Source organism: Chitinophaga sp. (genome assembly GCF_036566945.1).
Taxonomy (GTDB): domain Bacteria; phylum Bacteroidota; class Bacteroidia; order Chitinophagales; family Chitinophagaceae; genus Chitinophaga.
The window spans coordinates 1-19,969 of the sequence record NZ_DATCVJ010000064.1 but is presented as its reverse complement, the minus strand read 5'-3'; the positions used below and the strand labels follow the sequence as shown (position 1 = coordinate 19,969).

The 19,969-nt window shown below is 47.3% G+C and carries 16 protein-coding genes; 6 read left to right on the top strand and 10 right to left on the bottom strand.

Going from position 1 to position 19,969, the window contains the following annotated elements; all coding sequences use genetic code 11:
- Positions 1-159: 159 nt before the first annotated feature.
- The 3 genes from VIP81_RS01955 to VIP81_RS01945 form a co-directional block, all read right to left on the bottom strand.
- Positions 160-531: a VOC family protein gene (locus VIP81_RS01955; protein WP_331956795.1), complete on the bottom strand. Its 372-nt coding sequence runs from the start codon at positions 529-531 to the stop codon at positions 160-162.
- A 76-nt stretch (positions 532-607) separates the two neighbouring features.
- Complete coding sequence (locus VIP81_RS01950; protein ID WP_331956794.1) at positions 608-1,402, bottom strand: helix-turn-helix transcriptional regulator; 795 nt, start codon at positions 1,400-1,402, stop codon at positions 608-610.
- An 18-nt stretch (positions 1,403-1,420) separates the two neighbouring features.
- Positions 1,421-3,022: a beta-N-acetylhexosaminidase gene (locus VIP81_RS01945; protein ID WP_331956793.1), complete on the bottom strand. Its 1,602-nt coding sequence runs from the start codon at positions 3,020-3,022 to the stop codon at positions 1,421-1,423.
- Between the two features lie 292 nt (positions 3,023-3,314).
- On the opposite strand from VIP81_RS01945, the gene VIP81_RS01940 reads away from it, so the two are divergent.
- From VIP81_RS01940 to VIP81_RS01915, 6 genes are all read left to right on the top strand, one after another.
- The gene (locus VIP81_RS01940; RefSeq protein ID WP_331956792.1) at positions 3,315-3,938 is read left to right on the top strand and encodes an START domain-containing protein; all 624 of its coding nucleotides are present in this window, start codon (positions 3,315-3,317) and stop codon (positions 3,936-3,938) included.
- Between the two features lie 14 nt (positions 3,939-3,952).
- Positions 3,953-4,747 carry an SDR family NAD(P)-dependent oxidoreductase gene (locus VIP81_RS01935; RefSeq protein WP_331956791.1) on the top strand — a complete coding sequence of 265 codons (795 nt, stop codon included), beginning with the start codon at positions 3,953-3,955 and terminating at the stop codon, positions 4,745-4,747.
- 9 nt (positions 4,748-4,756) lie between these two features.
- Positions 4,757-5,731, top strand: a complete 975-nt coding sequence (locus VIP81_RS01930; RefSeq protein ID WP_331956790.1) for an NAD-dependent epimerase/dehydratase family protein — start codon at positions 4,757-4,759, stop codon at positions 5,729-5,731.
- Between the two features lie 18 nt (positions 5,732-5,749).
- On the top strand, positions 5,750-6,826 hold the full coding sequence (locus VIP81_RS01925) for a sensor histidine kinase (protein ID WP_331956789.1): 1,077 nt from the start codon (positions 5,750-5,752) through the stop codon (positions 6,824-6,826).
- Positions 6,823-7,581 carry a LytTR family DNA-binding domain-containing protein gene (locus VIP81_RS01920; RefSeq protein WP_331956788.1) on the top strand — a complete coding sequence of 253 codons (759 nt, stop codon included), beginning with the start codon at positions 6,823-6,825 and terminating at the stop codon, positions 7,579-7,581. Before VIP81_RS01925 ends, VIP81_RS01920 begins: the two co-directional genes overlap by 4 nt.
- Before the next feature lie 237 nt (positions 7,582-7,818).
- On the top strand, positions 7,819-8,178 hold the full coding sequence (locus VIP81_RS01915) for an RNA polymerase sigma factor (protein ID WP_331956796.1): 360 nt from the start codon (positions 7,819-7,821) through the stop codon (positions 8,176-8,178).
- Between the two features lie 56 nt (positions 8,179-8,234).
- On the opposite strand, the gene VIP81_RS01910 is transcribed toward VIP81_RS01915, so the two are convergent.
- The 7 genes from VIP81_RS01910 to VIP81_RS01880 all read right to left on the bottom strand — a co-directional run.
- Positions 8,235-11,444, bottom strand: coding sequence for a CheR family methyltransferase (locus VIP81_RS01910; RefSeq protein ID WP_331956787.1), 3,210 nt, complete (start codon positions 11,442-11,444; stop codon positions 8,235-8,237).
- 111 nt (positions 11,445-11,555) lie between these two features.
- Positions 11,556-13,331 carry an SGNH/GDSL hydrolase family protein gene (locus VIP81_RS01905; protein WP_331956786.1) on the bottom strand — a complete coding sequence of 592 codons (1,776 nt, stop codon included), beginning with the start codon at positions 13,329-13,331 and terminating at the stop codon, positions 11,556-11,558.
- A gap of 65 nt (positions 13,332-13,396) precedes the next feature.
- Positions 13,397-15,550 (bottom strand): formylglycine-generating enzyme family protein, encoded by a 2,154-nt coding sequence (locus tag VIP81_RS01900; protein WP_331956785.1) that lies wholly within the window; start codon positions 15,548-15,550, stop codon positions 13,397-13,399.
- Between the two features lie 4 nt (positions 15,551-15,554).
- Positions 15,555-16,469, bottom strand: coding sequence for a TIM barrel protein (locus VIP81_RS01895; protein WP_331956784.1), 915 nt, complete (start codon positions 16,467-16,469; stop codon positions 15,555-15,557).
- A 36-nt stretch (positions 16,470-16,505) separates the two neighbouring features.
- The gene (locus VIP81_RS01890; protein ID WP_331956783.1) at positions 16,506-18,659 is read right to left on the bottom strand and encodes a PQQ-binding-like beta-propeller repeat protein; all 2,154 of its coding nucleotides are present in this window, start codon (positions 18,657-18,659) and stop codon (positions 16,506-16,508) included.
- A gap of 91 nt (positions 18,660-18,750) precedes the next feature.
- The gene (locus VIP81_RS01885) at positions 18,751-19,563 is read right to left on the bottom strand and encodes an SDR family oxidoreductase (protein ID WP_331956782.1); all 813 of its coding nucleotides are present in this window, start codon (positions 19,561-19,563) and stop codon (positions 18,751-18,753) included.
- A gap of 61 nt (positions 19,564-19,624) precedes the next feature.
- The coding region (locus VIP81_RS01880) for a Crp/Fnr family transcriptional regulator (protein ID WP_414649276.1) at positions 19,625-19,969 on the bottom strand (345 nt) is incomplete at its 5' end.

Here is a 19,969-nt window from a genome sequence, read left to right as displayed (position 1 = left end):
CCGCAGGAAAGAAGCGCATCATAGCAAATTACTAGCCGCTACTGCGGTTATATGGCGATAATGAAAACTTAACATTGAGGTAATCTTAAAATAAAAAAGCCGGCGCTAAGGCCAGCTTGTCTTTTAAACACTTATAAAATTAACGTTAACGGATAAACGCTATGCAGCGGTGATCCACCAGGTATTTCCAAACGGATCTTTCACGCCACCACTACGACCATATGACTGATCCGTTACCGGCATTACTTCGGTAGCGCCATTAGTCAACGCTTTCTTGAAAGTGGCATCTGCATCTTCCACATAAATAAATAATCCGGCATTGTCTGTTCCCCAGTTGTCGCTGGTTTGCCCAAACATAATAACGCTGTCGCCTATACTAATTTCTCCATGCCTCAATGATTTTTGATCATCCTGATAGCTGCGATGGCGTTCTGTGGCGCCAAATACGGCTTTGGTAAAATCGAAAAATTTCACGGCGTCTTTCAGGATCAGATAAGGTATTACTTGATGATGTCCTTCAGGTATTTTCATAATAACAAAATTTTAAAATGATATTGTTACACAAAGGTGCGAAAGGCATGCATAAAAAAATTGGAAAAAACCGACATTAATCTCTCCAGTCAGTGGCACCGGAATGACCGGAGAAAAACTGTTTGGGATGCAAACCGGAAAATGCTTTGAAGTCATTGATAAAATGCGACTGGTCATAATACCCGCATTCCAGCGCAATACCAGCCAGGCTCATCACATCCCGTTTATAAAAAGAAGTAGCCGCCTGAAAACGAATGATCCGCGAAAAAAGTTTGGGCGACAAGCCCGCATATTGTTTGAACTGCCGCTCAAATTGTCGTTCCGATAAGTAGTACTGCCGGGCCAGTTCGGAGATGCTGCCGGCAGGCTTATGATGAATGATATGCCTGATGGCAGCGAAAACAGGCAGCTCTATGGTATAATGAGCGGCCAGCCGTTGTTCTGTAAAGCGACAAATAATACGGCAACGTTCCTGGTCATTGCCAGCTTCCATGATCTCCTCTTCCAGTTGCGTACCCGCACTTTTTAACAAGTAACGCAGTTCTGCGGTATCATTGGTGAGCTCAGAAGCAGGTAAGGAAAAAAGTAAAGGAATGGCTTGCGGATAAAAATACACCCCAAATATGCTGAACCCAGCATCGATGGTGTAATGGCGCAGCACGTGTGTAGCCCCATGTAAACCAGCGGTGAAAGAACGACTCCGTTCACCCAGGTTATCTATTTCATCAAAACATCCACGATAGTGAAACAACATCTCCACACAAGCATCTGCCATGTTATGATGTGTATACCCCACCTCTCCTTCCATCACCCAGAAAAAACGGATGATATGTGCCAGGTGAGGTGGGGGTGGTATGGTTTCGTAACGCATACCTAAATTTACAAAGTATTAGTCAATATAATCCGTCCGTGACTGACCGGATTCTGTATGCCTGCCCGGAGAAAAGATATCGAAATAATACAGACTATCTTTCGCATACAGTGCCTGTTGCGTCTTTAGCCTGGCCTTAAAGGCAATGAAATCCTTTTGCCCGGGTGGAGTCCACGCCGTTTCTGACAGCGCCGCAATACGGGGGAACAAGAGGAAATCCAGGCGGTTATTGTTGTGAACGGTCTCTGTCCATATACATGCCTGCACTCCCAGGATCAGCGATTCATGGCCAGGCACAGCAGGAAGCCGCGCTGCGGTGAAATCGTATACCGACTGCAGGTTATTTAACTCTCCATCCTTCCATCTGCGGCCAATTTTATGCGCGCTATCCTGTACAAAATCAAAGTAAAAGGGTATACGCGGACATAATACAACGGAATAGCCTTTACCTAAAGCCAGTGCCAGGCTTTCTGGTTTATCATGCCGCCACCAGCACACAATGGTGCGGTCGGCCGGTAAAGTAGTAGTGGCAATTTCATCCCAGGCCATCACCTTGTTATGCAAATTAAATACGGTGTCGGCCATACGCTGAATGAAATAATCTTCCACCTGCTTGCGGGTCTGTAAGCCATGCGCTGCTTTTAAACGGATCACACCACTGTCTGTATCCCAGCCGGCATTGCCGAACGTCACTTCATCTCCTCCCAGGTGAATCAGCTGTGAAGGGAAAAGTTTATCCGTTTCCGTTAGTATATCTGCTAAATACTGATAAGTACCTTCCTTGCCGGGATTAAATGTAAACTGAGGATACTTTGCCGTACCACCGCCATCAAAGGCGGGGTACGCCCTGTTGGCCGCCGCCGCATGTCCGGGCATATCTATTTCCGGAATTACAACAATACAACGCGCCTGCGCATAAGCCACTATTTCCCGGATATCTTCCTGCGTATAATAAGCCGCAGGCGCCTTAGGATCAACAATATTGCCGATACCGCCTACCGTGGTCAATAATGGGTATTTTTTTATTTCCAGTCTCCACCCGGGAACATCCGTCAGGTGCCAGTGAAAACGGTTTAACTTATAAAATGCCATCCAGTTGAGGATGGATTTTACTTTCGCCTTGCCAAAGAAAAACCGGGACTCATCCAGCATCACACCCCGCCAGCCATATTGCGGGGCATCGGTAATATTCCAGCAGGGAACCGTCAGTGCTTTTCCCGGCGTGGTAACCGTTGTAGTAAGTTGTAACAGGGAGATGATACCATTAAATATGCCTTCCCGATGTGCGGCCGTGATCACCGCCGATGCTGTATTCATCGTTAGCGTATATGCCTCTTCGTTACTACTGCCATTTCCCTTCTTCAACAAAATAGCCGTGGCGCTTTTACGATGAGTGATCGCCACCGATAGTTGATACCTGCGCAATAATTCTTCCTGTAAATACACCGCCAGCGAATGCAGGGAAGTATCCTCCAGCCCAATAGTGGTTTTGCTGCTGATGGTAAAAGTACCACGCCCCTGCTCCGCTTTCACCGGCAACGGTATTACCGGGCAAACGTTTTGGGCAGCCAGGGAAAAGCCCATGAAAAGTAGGGCAATCATTAATGAGTAACGTTTCATATGTGCACTGTTTTAAAACAGACCCGCCTATAAACAAGTCTGCCGGTCGTATTAACGCGACCGGCAGACAAAATAATAAAATATGTTCAGTACCTGGCCATATTAAATTTACTGTCGTCGGTAAGCTGGATAGCATGCCCGAAAAACCATTCCGGCAGTCGTTGTGCCCAAGAGCGTACAGAATTACAACAAAACCAACATTTCTACAGGTCAATGCCCTTATCCTACAACTCAGCAGAAAATCGTTTGCCACCAACCCATCTAGTCCCACTTTTGCTATAAATCAGTACGTATGCAAAGCTTACCTGTTTTATTGATCAGCAGCGTGATGTGTATCTCTTCCTTATTCAGCGATACCAGTGACTTCAAACTGGTAAAGCAGGACAATGCCATTGCGCTCTATGAAAGGTGGATTCCGGGTGCTGCCGGTGAAAATGTAAGGGAAATCAAAGCGGTATTTGTGGTAAAAGCCGCGGTACCTGCTGTGGTAGGGCTTTTCAAAAACCAGGCCAGGGGCATGGAATGGAACACCAATGCCAGCGACTATAAAATTGCCGCGGCCAGTGACTTACAACATTGGATCACCTATATAAAATACGATATCCCCTGGCCTATGGACGACCAGGATTGTTGCCTCCTATACCAGTACCACGAACTGGGCGCTGAAGGCCGCGCGGCAGAAATTATTTTTGAAAGTACGGACGACGGCCGTTTTCCTGTGGGTAGTAAAACAACCCGGATCACCGGCACCAGGGGCAAATGGATCATGGAACCAGCGGCCCGCGGACAAATGAAGATCACCTATATGGTAACGACAGACCGCAGCAGGAAAATTCCCCGCTGGGTATCAGATCCGATTATTCACGATAACCTGTTCAGGACAATGACGAAGTTCAAAAGCCTGCTGGAAAAATAACTTGTATACCAGATATGACCTACACACTGATTACCGGCGCCAGTTCCGGCCTTGGCAAAGAATTCGCCATCCAATGCGCCCGAAAAGGAAAGAACATTATCCTGATTGCCCTACCGGGCGGCAATCTTCGCTCTATCGCGGATAACCTGGAGCTGGAGTATCACGTGAGCGTGAAAGCGTTTGAATTTGATTTGACCGACAGCGACCTGCTCAAACAACAGCTGCAGGCCATCACGGAACAATATGCTATTGATTTCCTCATTAACAACGCTGGTGTAGGTGGCACATCTTCCATCACCCACACCTCACTGGAACGGATAGACGATATTATTATGCTCAATGTGAGAAGCACCGTGCTGCTGACCCATTTACTGATCCCACATTTATTGCGGCATCAACAAAGCTATATTATGAACATTGCCAGCATGGCCGCTTTTACGCCCATTGCCTATAAAACTGTGTACCCGGCCTCCAAGGCATTTATTTCCTCTTTCTTCCTCGGCCTGAAAGAAGAACTGACCGGTACCGGGTTGTCGGTGAGTGTAGTATATCCAGGGCCTATTATGACCAATTCCCATACTTCCCGCCGGATCATCAGCCAGGGACGAAAAGGAAAAATGGGATTGCTGCCCACCCCGGACATTGCGGGGATTGCCCTGAAAGGCACCCTCGCCGGCCATCCGGTGATCATTCCCGGGCTGATGAACAAAATTAATCATGTGCTCATGCAACTGCTGCCCCTGTCATTGAAAATGAGGATCGTATCCCGGGAAGTAAAGAAAGAAATACCATTTGCCTTATCTGTCTAAAAAAAAGCAATGAAAAAAGTACTGATCACCGGCGCCAATGGCTTCCTTGGCTCCAACCTTACCAGGGAGCTATACAGAATGGGGTATGATATTAAGATCATGGTAAGGCCCGCCGCCGACCTGAAAGGCATTGCCGACATCCCCTGCGAGGTATTCTTTGGGCATATCGACAGCATGGAACACGTACTCGAGGCCATGAAAGGCTGCGACATTGTAATCCATGCAGCCTGTATCACCGAACAATGGGGCGTTTCCTTTGCGGAATACGAAAAGATTAACTTCACCGCTACCCAACATATCACTGCGGCCTGTCTGGCTCACCAGGTAAAGCAATTCATTTACGTAAGCACCGCCAATACCATTGGCCCCGGTGATAAACAACATCCCGGCAATGAACTCAACGGATTCACCCTGTTCAACGCCAATTCCGGCTATATCAACAGTAAATACCTCGCACAGCAATATGTGCTGGAACAGGTAGCGGCCAAACAGTTGCCGGGTATTGTGGTGAATCCCACTTTTATGATAGGCCCCAATGATGTGAAGCCCAGCTCCGGTAAACTGATCTTGTACGGACTCAAACACCGGCTCCTGTTCTATCCTCCCGGAGGGAAAAATTTCGTACATATCAAAGATGTGTGCCGGGGGATTATCAATGCGATCGAAAAAGGGAAAACGGGCGACTGCTACCTGCTGGCGGGGCAAAACCTCAGCTACGGCGAATTTTTCCGGCTGCTGAAAAAGGTCTCCGGAAAACGACAGCTGCTGATCCCCATCCCAAAGTTCCTGTTGAAATTTGCCGGTATGATTGGCTCTTTGCCGGGTATCTCCGGAAAACTAAATTACAGCACCGCCTATATGCTATGCCTGGATAATTACTATTCCGGCAAAAAATCAGAGCGGGAATTACAGCTGCATTATACCCCGGTAGAAAACGCCATTTCCGGTGCATTCACCTGGTTTAAGGAAAATAACTACATTTAGTAACATACAATCGCCCCGATGAATTTTCAGGAGAATGAAAAAATATTTTCGAGCAAAGTATTGCTGTATCTGTCCAGGATCCTGATCCTGTATACATTCAGCACCATCTTTAAGTCCTTCGACCATACGTTCACTACCGGACTAAGGATGATGGATTTCCGGGGACAGATGTTTAGTCTGTTCTATGTGATATTTGGCCTCATCGCCTGGGAAGGCGCTTCCTGGCTGGCCCGGACTATCGAGAAAAAGACCGGGCAAAAAAATACACCCGGCCGCCTCGTGATCCTATGCGGCAGCCTGGTGGTATACGGCTTGCTGGTAGCTGTTCTGTTTGGCTGCTGGTACGGCGCCACAGATATCCTGCTGTTTCACCGCTATGAAGCCTGGAACAGTTTCCTCCGCTTCAGCTACGACCTGTACTTCGGCATCTTTATGTTTTACCTGCTTATTTTAGCATTTAATGGTATCATCTATTATTATTCTGAATGGAAAGAATACCAGCTGCAAACAGAAAGACTGATGCGCGAAAATATCCAGGCCCGCTACGATGCTTTGAGAAACCAGATCGATCCACACTTCTTTTTTAATTCTTTAAGTGTGCTGACGAACCTGGTATATAAAAGCCCGGATCTCTCGGCCGATTACATTACACAGCTGGCCAAAACCTACCGGTATATACTGGATAAAAAGTTTGAAAACCTGGTGCAGGTGCAAACAGAACTGGACTTCCTGGACTCCTATTTATTCCTGATCCGCATCCGCCACCAGCAAAGCATTCAGTTCATTACCGATATCTCGGAAAAAGTAAAAATAAAAGGACTGATCCCACCGGTCACCTTGCAGATGCTCATAGAAAATGCGATCAAACATAACCGGTTTTCTGCACAGGACCCGCTGCTCGTCACCATTAAAAGTGAAGGCGATTTCCTGACGGTGTCTAATCATATCCGGCTAAAAGCCAATCCGGAAATATCCTCCGGCATTGGCCTGGAAAACATACAGAAACGGTATGCGCTAATCAGCAATACCAACATAGAAATTTGTCAGACGGAAGAGATGTTTATTGTAAAACTACCTATTATCACCGCGTCATGAGGATAGTCATTTTTGAAGATGAAATGCATAATGCCGAACGGCTTACGCAGCTATTACATAGGTGTAACGCAGATATTGAAGTTGTTGCCGTGATTGAATCTGTAGCAGAAGGGCTCAAATGGCTGGAACAAAAACAGCCGGCAGACCTGATGCTGATGGACATACAGTTGTCTGACGGCAACTGTTTTGAACTATTCAATAAAACAAAAGTCCGGACGCCGATTATTTTCACCACCGCGTACGATGGTTTTGCACTGCAGGCATTCAAGGTAAACAGCATCGATTATTTAATGAAACCGATCGACCTGGAAGAATTGCGAAATGCCCTGAAAAAATATGAGCAGTTCAGACCCGCCAACAACTACACCGTCGATATCAGCCGGATTGCAGAAGAGTTTCTGCGCCGCGACAGCACCCGTTTTATTGGCAGGATCAACAACCAGCTGATTTATGTAAAAGCAAGGGATATTGCCTGGCTGCAATTTGCCAAAGGAACTACCTGGGCCACCACCGCCGCCAATCAGCGTGTGCCACTGGATTATTCGCTGGATCAGATAGAAAAACTGCTGGACAGAAATCAGTTCTTCCGGATTAACCGGCAGTTTATCATTCATATAGATGCCATCAAAAAAATTACCACCTACTACAATAGCAGATTAATTCTTCAATTAGCACCCGATGTTGATAGGGAGGTTATTATTAGCCGTGAAAGGGTTACTGAATTCAAGTCGTGGCTTGAAGGACAAAATGCGTAGGAGAGCGTAAAGCAGAAAGGATAAAGCAAAAAGCTATTTTCGCGAAGATCTCCGGGTAAATAGCTTTTTGCTTTATCCTTTCTGCTTTTTGCTTTTACCGGCTATTTTCGTATACTTACACCATTCATGAAAACGGACGCATTCCCATTTACTAGCGCAGAAATAACCGAGGCGCTGCATAACCAGGATGTACCTATTTTCCGGCAATTATATAATACCTAGAGCGAAGAATTATACCTGTTAGCATATCGCTGGGTAAAAGATAGCAGCCTCGCTAAAGATATGGTACATAACCTTTTCGTCCATTTATGGGAAAAGGGCGCACAAACTATTATTACCGGTCATATCCGGCATTACCTCTACCGCGCCATTACCAACCAGGCCATCAATGAATTAAAGAGAAGAAAAAGACAGGAGGGGAAGAAATATTACAGTTCCACGCTGACCAGACCTCTTTTTACGAAACAGCAGATTATATCCTGTTGCAGCAGGAAATATTGCAGCACCTGCAATCCCTGCCACCCCGCTGTTTGCGAAAGCAAATGGAGCAGCAGGCATCATGATCTGGCACCTGCAGCAGGATGTGGGGATCACTGATAACAAATCTTTGTTACGCGCTATTAACAGCAGGTTATAGGGAGATGGGCAGCGCATTAACCCTGCTGCCGGGGATTAAAAAAGATACTGAAAGTACTGCCCTGATCCGGGGTACTTTTCACCTGGGTCATACCACCGGTGGCATCCACAATTTTTCGAACAAGGAACAGACCTATACCTAATCCTTCTATTTCCGGATGTAATCGTTTATACATATTAAAAACACTGTCCAGTTTATCCTTTTCTATGCCCACACCATTGTCTTTTATTTCCAGCAACAGATAGTCATTTTCCATGCGGGTACTGATATCAATTTGCAACGGGCGCTCGGCTGAACGGAATTTTAACGCATTGGTAATTAGATTATAGATAATACTGCGAAGATTCTTTTTTGAAAATAATAAATGGGTTTCCTGCAGATTTCTGCGGACTACCACATTAGCGGCCAACATTTTATCCTGTATGCTGAAAAATACTTCATCCAGTACCGTTGCGATCTCTATTTCCTGGACTTCCTTCAGCATCTCGCTTTCAATTTTACCTACTTCCGCCAGCTCCCGCAGGTTTTCCTTAAACCGCGCAATGGAAGTCTGAATCATATCCGTATACAATGCGATTTCGTTGTCTTCCATATCCAGCTTATCATTCAGCAATCTCATTAATCCTTCTATGCTGGTCAACGGTCCCAGCAAATCATGCGATGCAGAGTAAACAAAAGTATCCAGGTCGTCATTGATCCGTTGCAAGCTCTGGTTGGTACGGTTCAGTTCCAACTGGGCCTGCTTTGACAGGGTAATATCATTAAACGAAATAATGACGCCATCCTGTGAATGATCCAGTTGCCGGATATAGGGCATGATCATCATCTGGTACCAGTTCCCGTTAAATGACTCCACAGCCCGCGTTAATACCGTGCCGTTGCTGATCACGTTACGGATATCATCTTCCAGTGTATTGTCTTTGAAATTAATGGTAATATGCTGTATGGGCCTACCAATATCGCCTTCCCGCAGGTTAATATGTTTCACGGCAGCAGGGGAAAATTTCTTCAACTGCAGATTACTATCAACAAATAACTGTCCATTGAGATTGCTCCGGAAATAATTATCCATGTCGTCATTCAACACAATCAGTTCTTTGATCTTCAGCTGATAATCGGTATTAATAGTTTGGAGTTCTTCATTGACCGACTGTAATTCTTCGTTGGCACTTTGCATTTCCTCATTCGCTGAAACCAGTTCTTCATTGAATGACTGCATATTTTCATTGGATGCTTCCAGCTTTTCCATAGCCTCCCGTAAGTGTTCCCGGGTTTCTTTCAGTTCTTCCTCCAGACTTTGTAAGCCGGCATTGAGATAGGTTTGCATGTCAAATGCAGGAGTATCCGGGGACTTCGCTGTATTACTTTCACTAAACAGCACCAGCAACAAGGGGCGTTCTGTACCCCTGGTATTCAGTGGCCGGATGGTCAGGTCGACCATTTTAGCCGGGGAGTAATCTTCCACAGGGATACCGGTCACGGTTACACGCTCATTCTGTTGCCATGCTTGTCGTGATGCCGTTATATAGGCAACGCTTAGTGATTTGGGCAACAGCTCCATCAGATCAAAACTAAAAATCTTCTGTAGCAGAAACTGTTCTACCTTGCCGAAATATTTAACGACATTGTTGTCCTGATCTACACAAATGCCGGCAAAACGGCCTTCTTCCAGCAAAAATTCATTTACTTCTTCCAGCATATAATTTCGCTTTCCGGTGTTACCGCTTTTTTTAGATGGAGTCAATGGTTCCAGGCTATTACCCGCTATCATCACCGGTGTAAAGATATCGAACCGCACAGAACGGGCCGATTCCAGGTTACGATAGATCTTACATTTCTTACTGATTTCTGAGAGGTATGGCTGCAGCATACCGAAATTTTCGCTGGATCCCAACAGGAGATATCCCTTTGGATTTAATCCGAAATGTAACATAGACAGCGCCTTGTTCTGCAGGGACACATTCATATAAATCAGCAGGTTCCGGCAGCTGATAAGATCCATGTTACAATAGGGCGGATTCTTTACCACATTATGCTGAGCAAAGATCAGCATCTTACGGATATGTACTTTGATCCGGTAACCATTATTTTCTGCTGTAAAATGTTTTGCCAGTCTTTCGGGAGATATTTCACTGCTGGCCTGTTCAGGATACCAGCCTTTGCCCGCCTGTTCCAGCGCCGCTTTGTCGATATCTGTTGCAAATACTTTTACCACCATCTCTTTTCCGGCCACCTGTAATTGTTCATAGAACAAAATGGCCAGTGAATAAGCTTCTTCCCCGGTGGCACATCCGGCTACCCATACCTTTATTTCGGCTGTATTTTCTTTTCGGGAGATGATTTCCGGGATGACAGTTTCTTCCATCACGTCGAATACCTCGCTGTCTCTGAAGAAGGCAGACACGCTGATCATAAAACTCTGTGCCAGGGCTTCTACTTCTGCTGTGTGCAGCAACAGGTAATGGTAATACGCTTCGAGGTGATCAAAATTATAATGTGCCATGCGTCGTTTAATACGACGAAGAATGGTAGTAGGCTTATATTCTGAAAAATCCAGCGGCAACCGTTCCCGGATCAGTTCTATAATGGCCGTCATGCTTTTATCTTCCAGCGCCTGTGTTACATGCGGCAAAAAGTTCCTGCGGACTTCATTTACGTACTGTGTAATAACGGCCGGCATGTCGGCTGGTTTTAGCACATGATCTGCCACGCCGGTGCCCATCGCGTGCAGGGGCATACTGTTATATGGAGCCGTCGCCGGATCCTGTACTATCACCAGTCCTCCTGCCCTGCTGATATTAACCACGCCCTCGCTGCCATCATCTCCGGACCCGGAAAGTACCACGGCAATAATATGATGCTCGTTATCTTCCGCCAGTGAATTGAAAAAAGTATTAATGGTTTTGTGGGGGCCCGCAATAGACTCCTTGTCTTTCAGCATAAGATATCCATGCTGTATGGTCATATATTGCTGACTGGGGATCAGGTATACCTCATTAGGCTCTACCAGCATATTGTTGCCGGCTTCCCGTACTTTTAGCTGACTGTGCCGGGATAGTATTTCTACCATCCGGCTTTTATAATCGGCGGAAAGATGTTGGATAATAACGTAAGAAGCCTGCGCCATTGGCGTATGATCAAAGAAAGACTGCAGCTCTTCCAAGCCGCCGGCGGAAGCCCCTATGGCGACGATGAAATGCGGCTCCTGGTTATATTGCGCTCTCATTCAAAATATTTATCACCTGTGATTAGGTCCATCCTGATGAGACGACAGTAATCTGCTGTTGCGTTAATAGAAGTCTAATGTAGCGAATATAACTGACCCCCGTTTTTTTTCCTACATTTTCAGTTGCTTGTTGATTAAAGCCCCCAGCTTTTCATACCCTTCCTGGTTTGGATGCAGACCATCGGAAAACAGCGTCTCCTGAATTTTGCCGTCTGCCTGCAGGAATACCCCACCTGCATTGAGGAATTTTATTTTCTTATTATCCGGAATGCGGGATATCAACTTATTAATCCCTGCTACCCGGCTTTCCATATTCCGGCGGGGCAAAATGCCCATCAGTATAATCTGCGTTGCCGGCTGTTTTGCCTGTATTACCTGCACCAGATTTTTTATTCCACTCACAATCTCTTCATCTGTATTCAACTGTAAATTATTGGTACCAATCATTAATACCAGGTAAGCAGGTGAAATGCCATCAAGTTCCCCATGCGCTACGCGCCACAATACATTCTCCACGCGATCCCATCCAAAACCCATATTCACGGCACCTTTAGGCTCAAAATATTTATCCCATGACAGCGTACCTCTCCTTACCGGAGCTACGGGATTACCTCCCCAGAAATGGGTAATGGAATTACCCATAAATACTACCTGGGGCTTGTGTGCTTTATTATATGCCAGCACTTCGGCATGTCTCGTTTCCCAATCGTAGGTACCGGCATCCCGGCGTTGGGTAACAGGTATCGTGGTAACGCTATTGCCGGTTTGCTCCTTCAAAATACTTTTAATCTTTTTCGTGTAGGCATTGGCGTAATTCATCATGCCCAGATCGCTGGGATGTATACCATCTACGGTGCTTTCCAGGTCCTGCCCTATTTCTTCTTTTGTAAGTAAACTAATATTCTTCACGCCTGCTGTCAGCATAGAATCTACTACTGCCTTCAGTATCCGGTTCACGCGGGTGTAGGATTCTTTGCTTTCTGCGCTGGTGGCATCATTGGTGTAGCCATCGTGTTCAGTGAGTAAAACAGGTACTCCCGGCCGTTTCTCCTGTAGCTGTTGAACGGTTGCGGTAATACGTTTTTTCAGTTCCGTTTCAGTGAACGCAGCTCCTGTCAGATTAGGCAAGCAATCCAATACATACATACCAGCATCAATTTCTGTCAGGAATTCCACTACTTCCTTTTCCAGCCTGCCATTCCCTGAAAACCCAAGATTAATCACCGGTCTGTCCAGCTTGCGTTCCAGGATATTCGTCCATGCCATTCCCGGACGGGAAGCACAGCCACCCTGTGCAATAGAAGTTCCATACACAACGATAGGCGCATCGGCACGCACCGGTACCGGCTTAAATACACTTTCTTCCGGCACCGAAACAGACAGCCAATTCACCGAATTATAGAGTGGCAGGTAAAGTGTATAGTCTACGTTTTTAACATGCTGATCCTGCTTTTTCAGTTTGGTAAAACGGTACACAACCGTGTCGCTGAAATTATAATTACCGGCACAAAACTGCCATTGCCCATCAATGCTTTTGGCATAGAGGTCCACTCCACTTACGCCGGTAGTGGGCATATGCGGCATATTCCATGTACCTTTAACAGTATACCTGATCACTATTTCATCGGCATCTGTTCTAAAGCGCAAACTAAGTCCGGCGCTATTGCGCGATAAATTCCATACGTCTTTTCGCACCGCATTTTCTGCACGTTGGGGGAGCCGGTCGTAGTAAAGCCCCATTCCATCCTTCCAGCCTTGTCCTTCCAGGGCATACACGGTTTTGTCTGTAGAGGGGACCCAGGATTTAAATGTGCGTGGCGCCTGTGCCACGCATACGTTAACCAACAGGGATATCAAAGCCATTCCCCCGATTATTTTCCTTTTCATGAGGCGAGTAATTTTTTCATTGTTCGTAAAATAGCCATCAATATTTTTGCAAGATCGTTTTAATTTTAATAATCTGCCACACAACGGAAGCCCAATGTACCGGCGCGGTCCATGCCCGGCGACATCAACAGGTACTTACCATGCTGTGTGAGTTGCTGTGCCTGTGGAAAATACCAATAGGATGTTTGCGGATGATAATAACTTCCACCCTTTAACACGGCTGAGCGTGTATGCATATCCGTATATTCATCTGTCCACTGCCAAACGTTGCCGGTAAGATCCATTACCCCAAAGGGGCTGGCGCCATTCGTGTGTGCATCTACGTTAGCGGGCATATGACGACTCCTGCTGGTATCAGCTAACGGTATCCGGCTGCTATCTGCCTGCATGCCCCAGGGATATAGCCGCCCATCTGTGCCTTGCGCCGCATACTGCCATTCCCATTCGTGGGGCAGTCTTTTACCTGCCCAGGCGGCATAGGCCCTGGCATCTTCTATACTTACCCAGGTAACCGGTTGCTGCTCCGCACCCACCGGATAGGTCCCCTTTTGCCAGTCTTTGAGAAAATTGTGATCATCTGCCGGGTGATAGCGGGTCGCCTCCATAAATTGTTTAAACTGCCGGTTGGTGACCGGATAGCGATCTATATAAAAAGCCGCTACCGGCATCGTATGCCTATGCGCACGTTGAGGATGCTGCTCCCAGGGATATTGCACACCAATGGCATCCGGCAGCTCATTGCCTTCAATCATCACGCCCTGGGACACGAATGTATAGGCGGCAGTGGCCGGGATCAGGATCATACCCTCGGGTGCCTGCGCTGCCTTGCGGGTAGCAGGGATCGGTGTAATCTGTTGTGTAAGCGGCGCATTTGTATCCGATAATTGTTCCAATGGGGTAGCCAGCAACTGCCGCCGGCTGGCCAGGAAACGGTCCAGTGTTTTATCTGCCACGTTTGCCGGCATCACCGCTACGGCGCCGAAGCCTTTGCCCGGTATGGTAAAATCAAGGACCACCTGGTTGCCTTGGCGGGTGGGCAACAATAACCGCCCATTCCATACGTCGTAGTACCGGTCACCCGCATGCTCTGACAGCGTGAGCTGGGCACCACTTTTAGCGATGCTATCGCGGTTCACCAGCGTATATACGGTAGCGTTACTGCCGGGAAACTTAGCTGCAAAAACACCGGGTTGCATCGTGGGGATATGCGGTTCCCAACCGGGACTGCTCCACACGGCCGGAAACTGCCGGTATATTTGCCGGATACTGCGGATGATGACAGCATACCGTGGTGGCACCTGGTTCCAGATGCCCCAGATATTTTCCCAGGTATTGTAGCCGATGCCATTGAAAAAAGCATACTGCAGATCGTCTGTTTTATTAATGGCCCAGCGATCAGTGACATGCACCTGGTGCCGCGGCTCCAGCCATTTGTATACGCTTACACCTGGTACATATCCAAAATCAGGACTGCCCCATTTTAACCAATAATAGCCCCAGCTCATGGTATTCCATTCCACCATTTTCAGATCGCCGATATGTATTTCCGGTTGCAGCACCAGCGGATAACCCATACGGATATACGCTTCTTTGAAAGCTGTTGTCACCCCATTCATGGTATCTCCGTTCAGGCCATCAGCACCCAGCTCCTTCATTTCTTCGGTGAGCGCATCCGCCATAGGAATCTCCATCCGACGGGTGCCGTGATCCCAGATCATAATGGGAAAGAACACCCGCACGCCCCGTTTGTGGAAGTCGCGGATCATTTGCTGAATAGCGGCTTTGCCACCGGGCATGTCGGCTACCAGGTCAAACTGGTTGCGGTTATCAATGCCGATATTAGGATAGGTAGGCCAGATCAGCACCGCATCCAGTCCGCCGTAGCGTTGCTCCAGGTCATCAAGATAGCGGTCTACCGTATATTTACGGGCTACCGGATCATAGAAATACCGGTCATGCGCCATCATCTGCGCATACATAAAAGTAGTACTGACCCAGCTGAATTCCTTCCGGGTATATTCGTGTCCGTTATACTGCAATTTACCCTTTTCGTGTATGCGCCACTGTTGCAGGGAGTCCAGCCACTGCCCACGCTGTGCCGGCTGTGTCGGTCCTGCTATCAGTTCCTGCTCTGCCCCCTGTATGCGTACTTGCTGCGCACAGAGCGAAACAGGCAGCGTTAAGGTAGCTATTGTAAATAGCTTTACTAATGTATTCATGCAATTAATATCCCCATTTTTTCATCACCTGCAGGTCATCACGCACGGCATCCAGCGGCGACTGTCCCTGATAAGATTCCTGTTCAATAATAAAATAATGGGTGCCACCGGATTTCTTACCCAGGTCAATCACATCTTTCACCGGTATAATACCCTTACCCAGCACCGTACTTTCGTAATTGCTACCCATTTCTCCTTTCGTGGTTTTGATTTCATCTTTCACATGCATCAGCTCAAAACGACCGGGATACTGCTTAATGATATCCAATGCCACACCACCGGCATGATACATATTGCCGATATCCAACTGCTGGGCCACTAAAGCAGGATCTGTGTGTTGAAGAATGAGATCGAAAATCTTTTGTCCATTCAGCTGCTGACTGAATTCAAAATCATGGTTGTGGTAGCCGAATTTCATACCCGACTTTTTACACAGTTCTCCGCTTTTATTGAATACATCCATATAGCCTTTGAAGTCGTCATAGTTTTTACGCAAGCTTTCATCCAACCATGGACTGACCACAAATTGTTGTCCTACGGTGGCGGCATCTTCTACGGTATATTTCCATTCATCCGTAAAATCCTTTTTAGCTGCATCCCAATGTTGTTTCCCCATCACGGTGTGTCCGCTGGGCATTAACATGCCCAGGTCATCCAACATTTTTTTAAAGTCTCTGGCATTATATCCGTAGAACTTACGGTGGCTGTAGCCGGCATGTTCTACGTTTTTATATCCCATGGCAGACAATTGTTTCAGTGTGCCTGCAGGATCTTTCTTCATATCATCCCGGATAGAATACAACTGGATGCCCAATATTGGTTTGAACATCGTGGCGGCCAACAACTCTTTCGACAGTAGCGCAGTGCCGGCCAGTGCCAGGCTGCCTTTCATCAGAAAATTTCTTCTTGAAATACTCATAGTAAAAGATATTTTAAATGTTGACGGATACGTAGATTACAGGGAAAATGCCAGGTAAGTATCACCGGACTTTTTGCCCAGCTTTCCACCCCCACAGGCAATCACCACCAATTGTTTTCCATTGACTTCATATACAGCCGGCGTAGCAAAACCGCAAGCGGGTAAGTCTGTTTCCCATAGCAGTTGTCCGGTTCTTTTATTAAAAGCCCGGAACTTACTATCCGCCGTGGCGGCAATGAAGAGTAAGCCACCGGCGGTGACTACCGGACCACCATAATTTTCGGTGCCGCTGTGAATCCCTCTGGCTTTGAGTTCCGGGTAATCACCCAACGTATCTTTCCACAGCAACTGTCCGGTGTTCAGGTCAATGGCGCTCAATGTGCCCCATGGTGGCGATACTGCCGGATATCCTTCTTTCGTTAAAAATTTATTATACCCGGTAGCGCGGTAAGGTAAATTCGTATAGGCATCTACGTTTTTAGCGGGTGCTACAAACGGATTGGATTGTGCGGCTTTTATATCCAGGATAAAACTGGCCAATGCCTTTTTCTCGCTGCTGTCCAGCTGTTTGAAAGCAGGCATCATTCTTCTGCCGGCGTCTACCAGTTGGGTAAAGGCCATTTCATTATATTTTTGCCGGATATTAACAAGAGAAGGGAAAGTACTACTGCCTTTGCGCTCCGGTCCATGACAGGCCATGCAGTGCGCGGTGTACAATCGTTGCCCTGCCTGCAGCTGTGTTTCTTTCACAACTGGGTTTTCGTCTTTCGTATCCACCATGGTGAGTACCCAGGGCATTTCGCTGGCATTGACATACAGGATACCGGTTTCGGGGTCTACAGCGGGTCCGCCCCATTCGGCGCCACCATCAAAGCCCGGAAAAATCACGGTGCCCTGCCGGGAAGGCGGGTTAAAAATATGCCCGGTTTTATAGGTAGCCAGTTTTGCCCTGATCTCCTGGTAAGACGAATCGGCCACAAGGTGGTTCAGATCAGATTCCAGCAACGCCTGTCTTGCAAATGGTTTGAAAAAAGAAGGCACCGGCTGCGTGGCAGACAGTTGTTCTCCAGGCAGCGCAGTATCTGCCGGCGCCGGCATTTCTGTGACCGGATACAGCGGCTGTCCGGTATTCCTATCCAGTAAAAAAATGAATCCTGTTTTAGTTACCTGCACGAGGGCGTCGACTTTCTTACCATCTTTTTTCACGGTCACCAGCATGGGAGCAGTGGGTAAATCGCGGTCCCATACGTCATGATGCACCGTTTGAAAATGCCAGATCCGCTTGCCGGTAGCGGCATCCAGGGCCAGTACACAATTGGCAAAGAGGTTGTTGCCTTTGCGGCGGCCGCCATAAAAATCGTAAGACGCTGATCCGATGGGAGCAAAGACAATCCCCTTCTCTTCATCTACACTAAAGCCTGCCCAGGCATTGGCGCCGCCGGTATGCTGCCAGGCGTCTTTATCCTCCCAGGAATCGTAGCCGGCTTCACCGGGTTGGGGAATGGTATGAAAAATCCATCTCAGCTTACCGGTATGTACGTCATAAGCCCGGATATAGCCGGGCGCCCCGCCTGCTTCTTCAGCTACACGCGTGCCTACAATGAGGAGGTCCTGGTAGATAATGCCGGGCGTGGTGGAGGTAATATACAGCTGGTCCATGTTACGACCCATATCATGGTGCAGGTCTACATAACCACTGTCGCCAAAGGAAGTCACCGGTACGCCCTTATCTGCATCGATACAATATAATTTAGCGCCGGCGGTGTAAAAGATATAGCGGCTGCCAGCGCCATTCTCGTAATAAGTCACGCCACGACAAGCGTTGAACTGGAAGTAGCCTTTGCCTTTTACTTCTCCCGAAAGATTTACAGGATCAAATACCCAGGCGGCTTTGCCAGTAGCCGCATTCACGGCAAATAATTTGAGTTTGGGAGAAACGCCATACAAGATATCTCCCACTATCACCGGGTTTACCTGGATCTGTGTCATTTCTTCGGCATCGCCGGTATGATAGGCCCAGGCTACTTTCAGCCGGGATACATTGCTGGTATCGAGGGCGGTTAACCCACTGTAGTGAATATTTTCCTTGCTACCGCCATATACCTGCCAGGTACGATGAGCATTGTTGCGGGAAGTACAGGATATCAATAACGTAGGAATAAGAAGCAACCAGGTGGTAGTGGAACGCATTAGAAAATAATATTGGTTCTGTGTTCCTTTAAAAATATCATTTTAAAAATGATATTTTTAAAAAACTACACCAAAGGCGATCCCGCACCTCCTATTTCGCCAGCGCAGGCACCCGCTTGCCAAACATTCCCTTTACGATGCCCACCACCATTTTGCGGGGGAAAAACCTGGCAGAGAGCGACTGCAGGTAATTAGAGAGGCCCACTACATTGTATGTTTTTCCGGTTAACAGCGCTTTCAGGCCCTCTTCGGCTACACGTGCCGGCGTATCAAAAGGCATTCCCTTGGTATTGGCATTGGCCACCACAAAAAACTCCGTTTGCGTATTGCCCGGACATACCGCGGTAACGGTGATTCCACGGTCTTTATACTCCCCATACAATGCCTCCGAAAAGCTCAGTACAAATGCTTTGGTGGCGCAGTATACCGCAATATACGGACAAGGCTGAAAGGCGCCGGTAGACGCTATATTAATAATCCCGCCGGTACGACGTTCCAGCATGGCAGGCAAAAATAAATGGGTGAGCTGCACCACGGCGTCGATGTTTACCTGTATCATATCGTGGTATACCGGTGCTGTTTCATCCAGGAAATGCGCCCATTTACCAAAACCGGCATTATTAACGAGGATGTCTATACGAAGTTGATCCTGTTGTACCTGTTCGTACAAATACTGCGGCGCCTCGCGCCGGGTAAGGTCTGCCGTATAGTAATGCACGGACACTTTATGTTGCGCCTTAATGGCGGCGGCGGTTTGCTGTAATTTGTCGCCGGAGCGGGCCGTGAGTACCAGGTGACAGCCGGCGGCGGCCAGTTTCCAGGCAAAAGCTTCTCCGATACCGGACGATGCGCCGGTGATAAAGGCGGTCTTCCCTTTTACGTTGTTCAGTGATGAGTTATTCATATTGGTTCGTTTGTGATCCCACAAAGTTGAACCAACGGGATTACAATCCACTTGACCTATGTTAGGAAATAATTTCGCGGCGAATACGACTTAACGACTCTGGTTTTATGCCGATAAAAGAAGCGATGTATTGCAGGGGTACATGTTGTACAATATCCGGGAATTTGTTGATCAGATTGAAATAGCGTTCCCTGGCGGTCAGACTCACCAGGTCTTTCACTTTCTGTTCATTGTATCGGATTACTTCTTCGTAAACAATTTTACCGAACTCGGACCAGCGCTGATTATGTTTCAGCAGGTCTTCCAGGTCGGTGCGGGATACCCGCAGTAATTCGCAATCGGTAATACACTCAAATACCTCATGAGAACGGCTTTGGCTGATATAGCTGTTAAAGGCCGTCATAAA

What these genes read in the sequence shown, in the direction of transcription:
- VIP81_RS01955 (WP_331956795.1), bottom strand. Translation starts at nt 531, where the DNA reads ATGAAAATACCTGAAGGACATCATCAAGTAATACCTTATCTGATCCTG.
- VIP81_RS01950 (WP_331956794.1), bottom strand. Translation starts at nt 1,402, where the DNA reads ATGCGTTACGAAACCATACCACCCCCACCTCACCTGGCACATATCATC.
- VIP81_RS01945 (WP_331956793.1), bottom strand. Translation starts at nt 3,022, where the DNA reads ATGAAACGTTACTCATTAATGATTGCCCTACTTTTCATGGGCTTTTCC.
- VIP81_RS01940 (WP_331956792.1), top strand. Translation starts at nt 3,315, where the DNA reads ATGCAAAGCTTACCTGTTTTATTGATCAGCAGCGTGATGTGTATCTCT.
- VIP81_RS01935 (WP_331956791.1), top strand. Translation starts at nt 3,953, where the DNA reads ATGACCTACACACTGATTACCGGCGCCAGTTCCGGCCTTGGCAAAGAA.
- VIP81_RS01930 (WP_331956790.1), top strand. Translation starts at nt 4,757, where the DNA reads ATGAAAAAAGTACTGATCACCGGCGCCAATGGCTTCCTTGGCTCCAAC.
- VIP81_RS01925 (WP_331956789.1), top strand. Translation starts at nt 5,750, where the DNA reads ATGAATTTTCAGGAGAATGAAAAAATATTTTCGAGCAAAGTATTGCTG.
- VIP81_RS01920 (WP_331956788.1), top strand. Translation starts at nt 6,823, where the DNA reads ATGAGGATAGTCATTTTTGAAGATGAAATGCATAATGCCGAACGGCTT.
- VIP81_RS01910 (WP_331956787.1), bottom strand. Translation starts at nt 11,444, where the DNA reads ATGAGAGCGCAATATAACCAGGAGCCGCATTTCATCGTCGCCATAGGG.
- VIP81_RS01905 (WP_331956786.1), bottom strand. Translation starts at nt 13,331, where the DNA reads ATGAAAAGGAAAATAATCGGGGGAATGGCTTTGATATCCCTGTTGGTT.
- VIP81_RS01900 (WP_331956785.1), bottom strand. Translation starts at nt 15,550, where the DNA reads ATGAATACATTAGTAAAGCTATTTACAATAGCTACCTTAACGCTGCCT.
- VIP81_RS01895 (WP_331956784.1), bottom strand. Translation starts at nt 16,469, where the DNA reads ATGAGTATTTCAAGAAGAAATTTTCTGATGAAAGGCAGCCTGGCACTG.
- VIP81_RS01890 (WP_331956783.1), bottom strand. Translation starts at nt 18,659, where the DNA reads ATGCGTTCCACTACCACCTGGTTGCTTCTTATTCCTACGTTATTGATA.
- VIP81_RS01885 (WP_331956782.1), bottom strand. Translation starts at nt 19,563, where the DNA reads ATGAATAACTCATCACTGAACAACGTAAAAGGGAAGACCGCCTTTATC.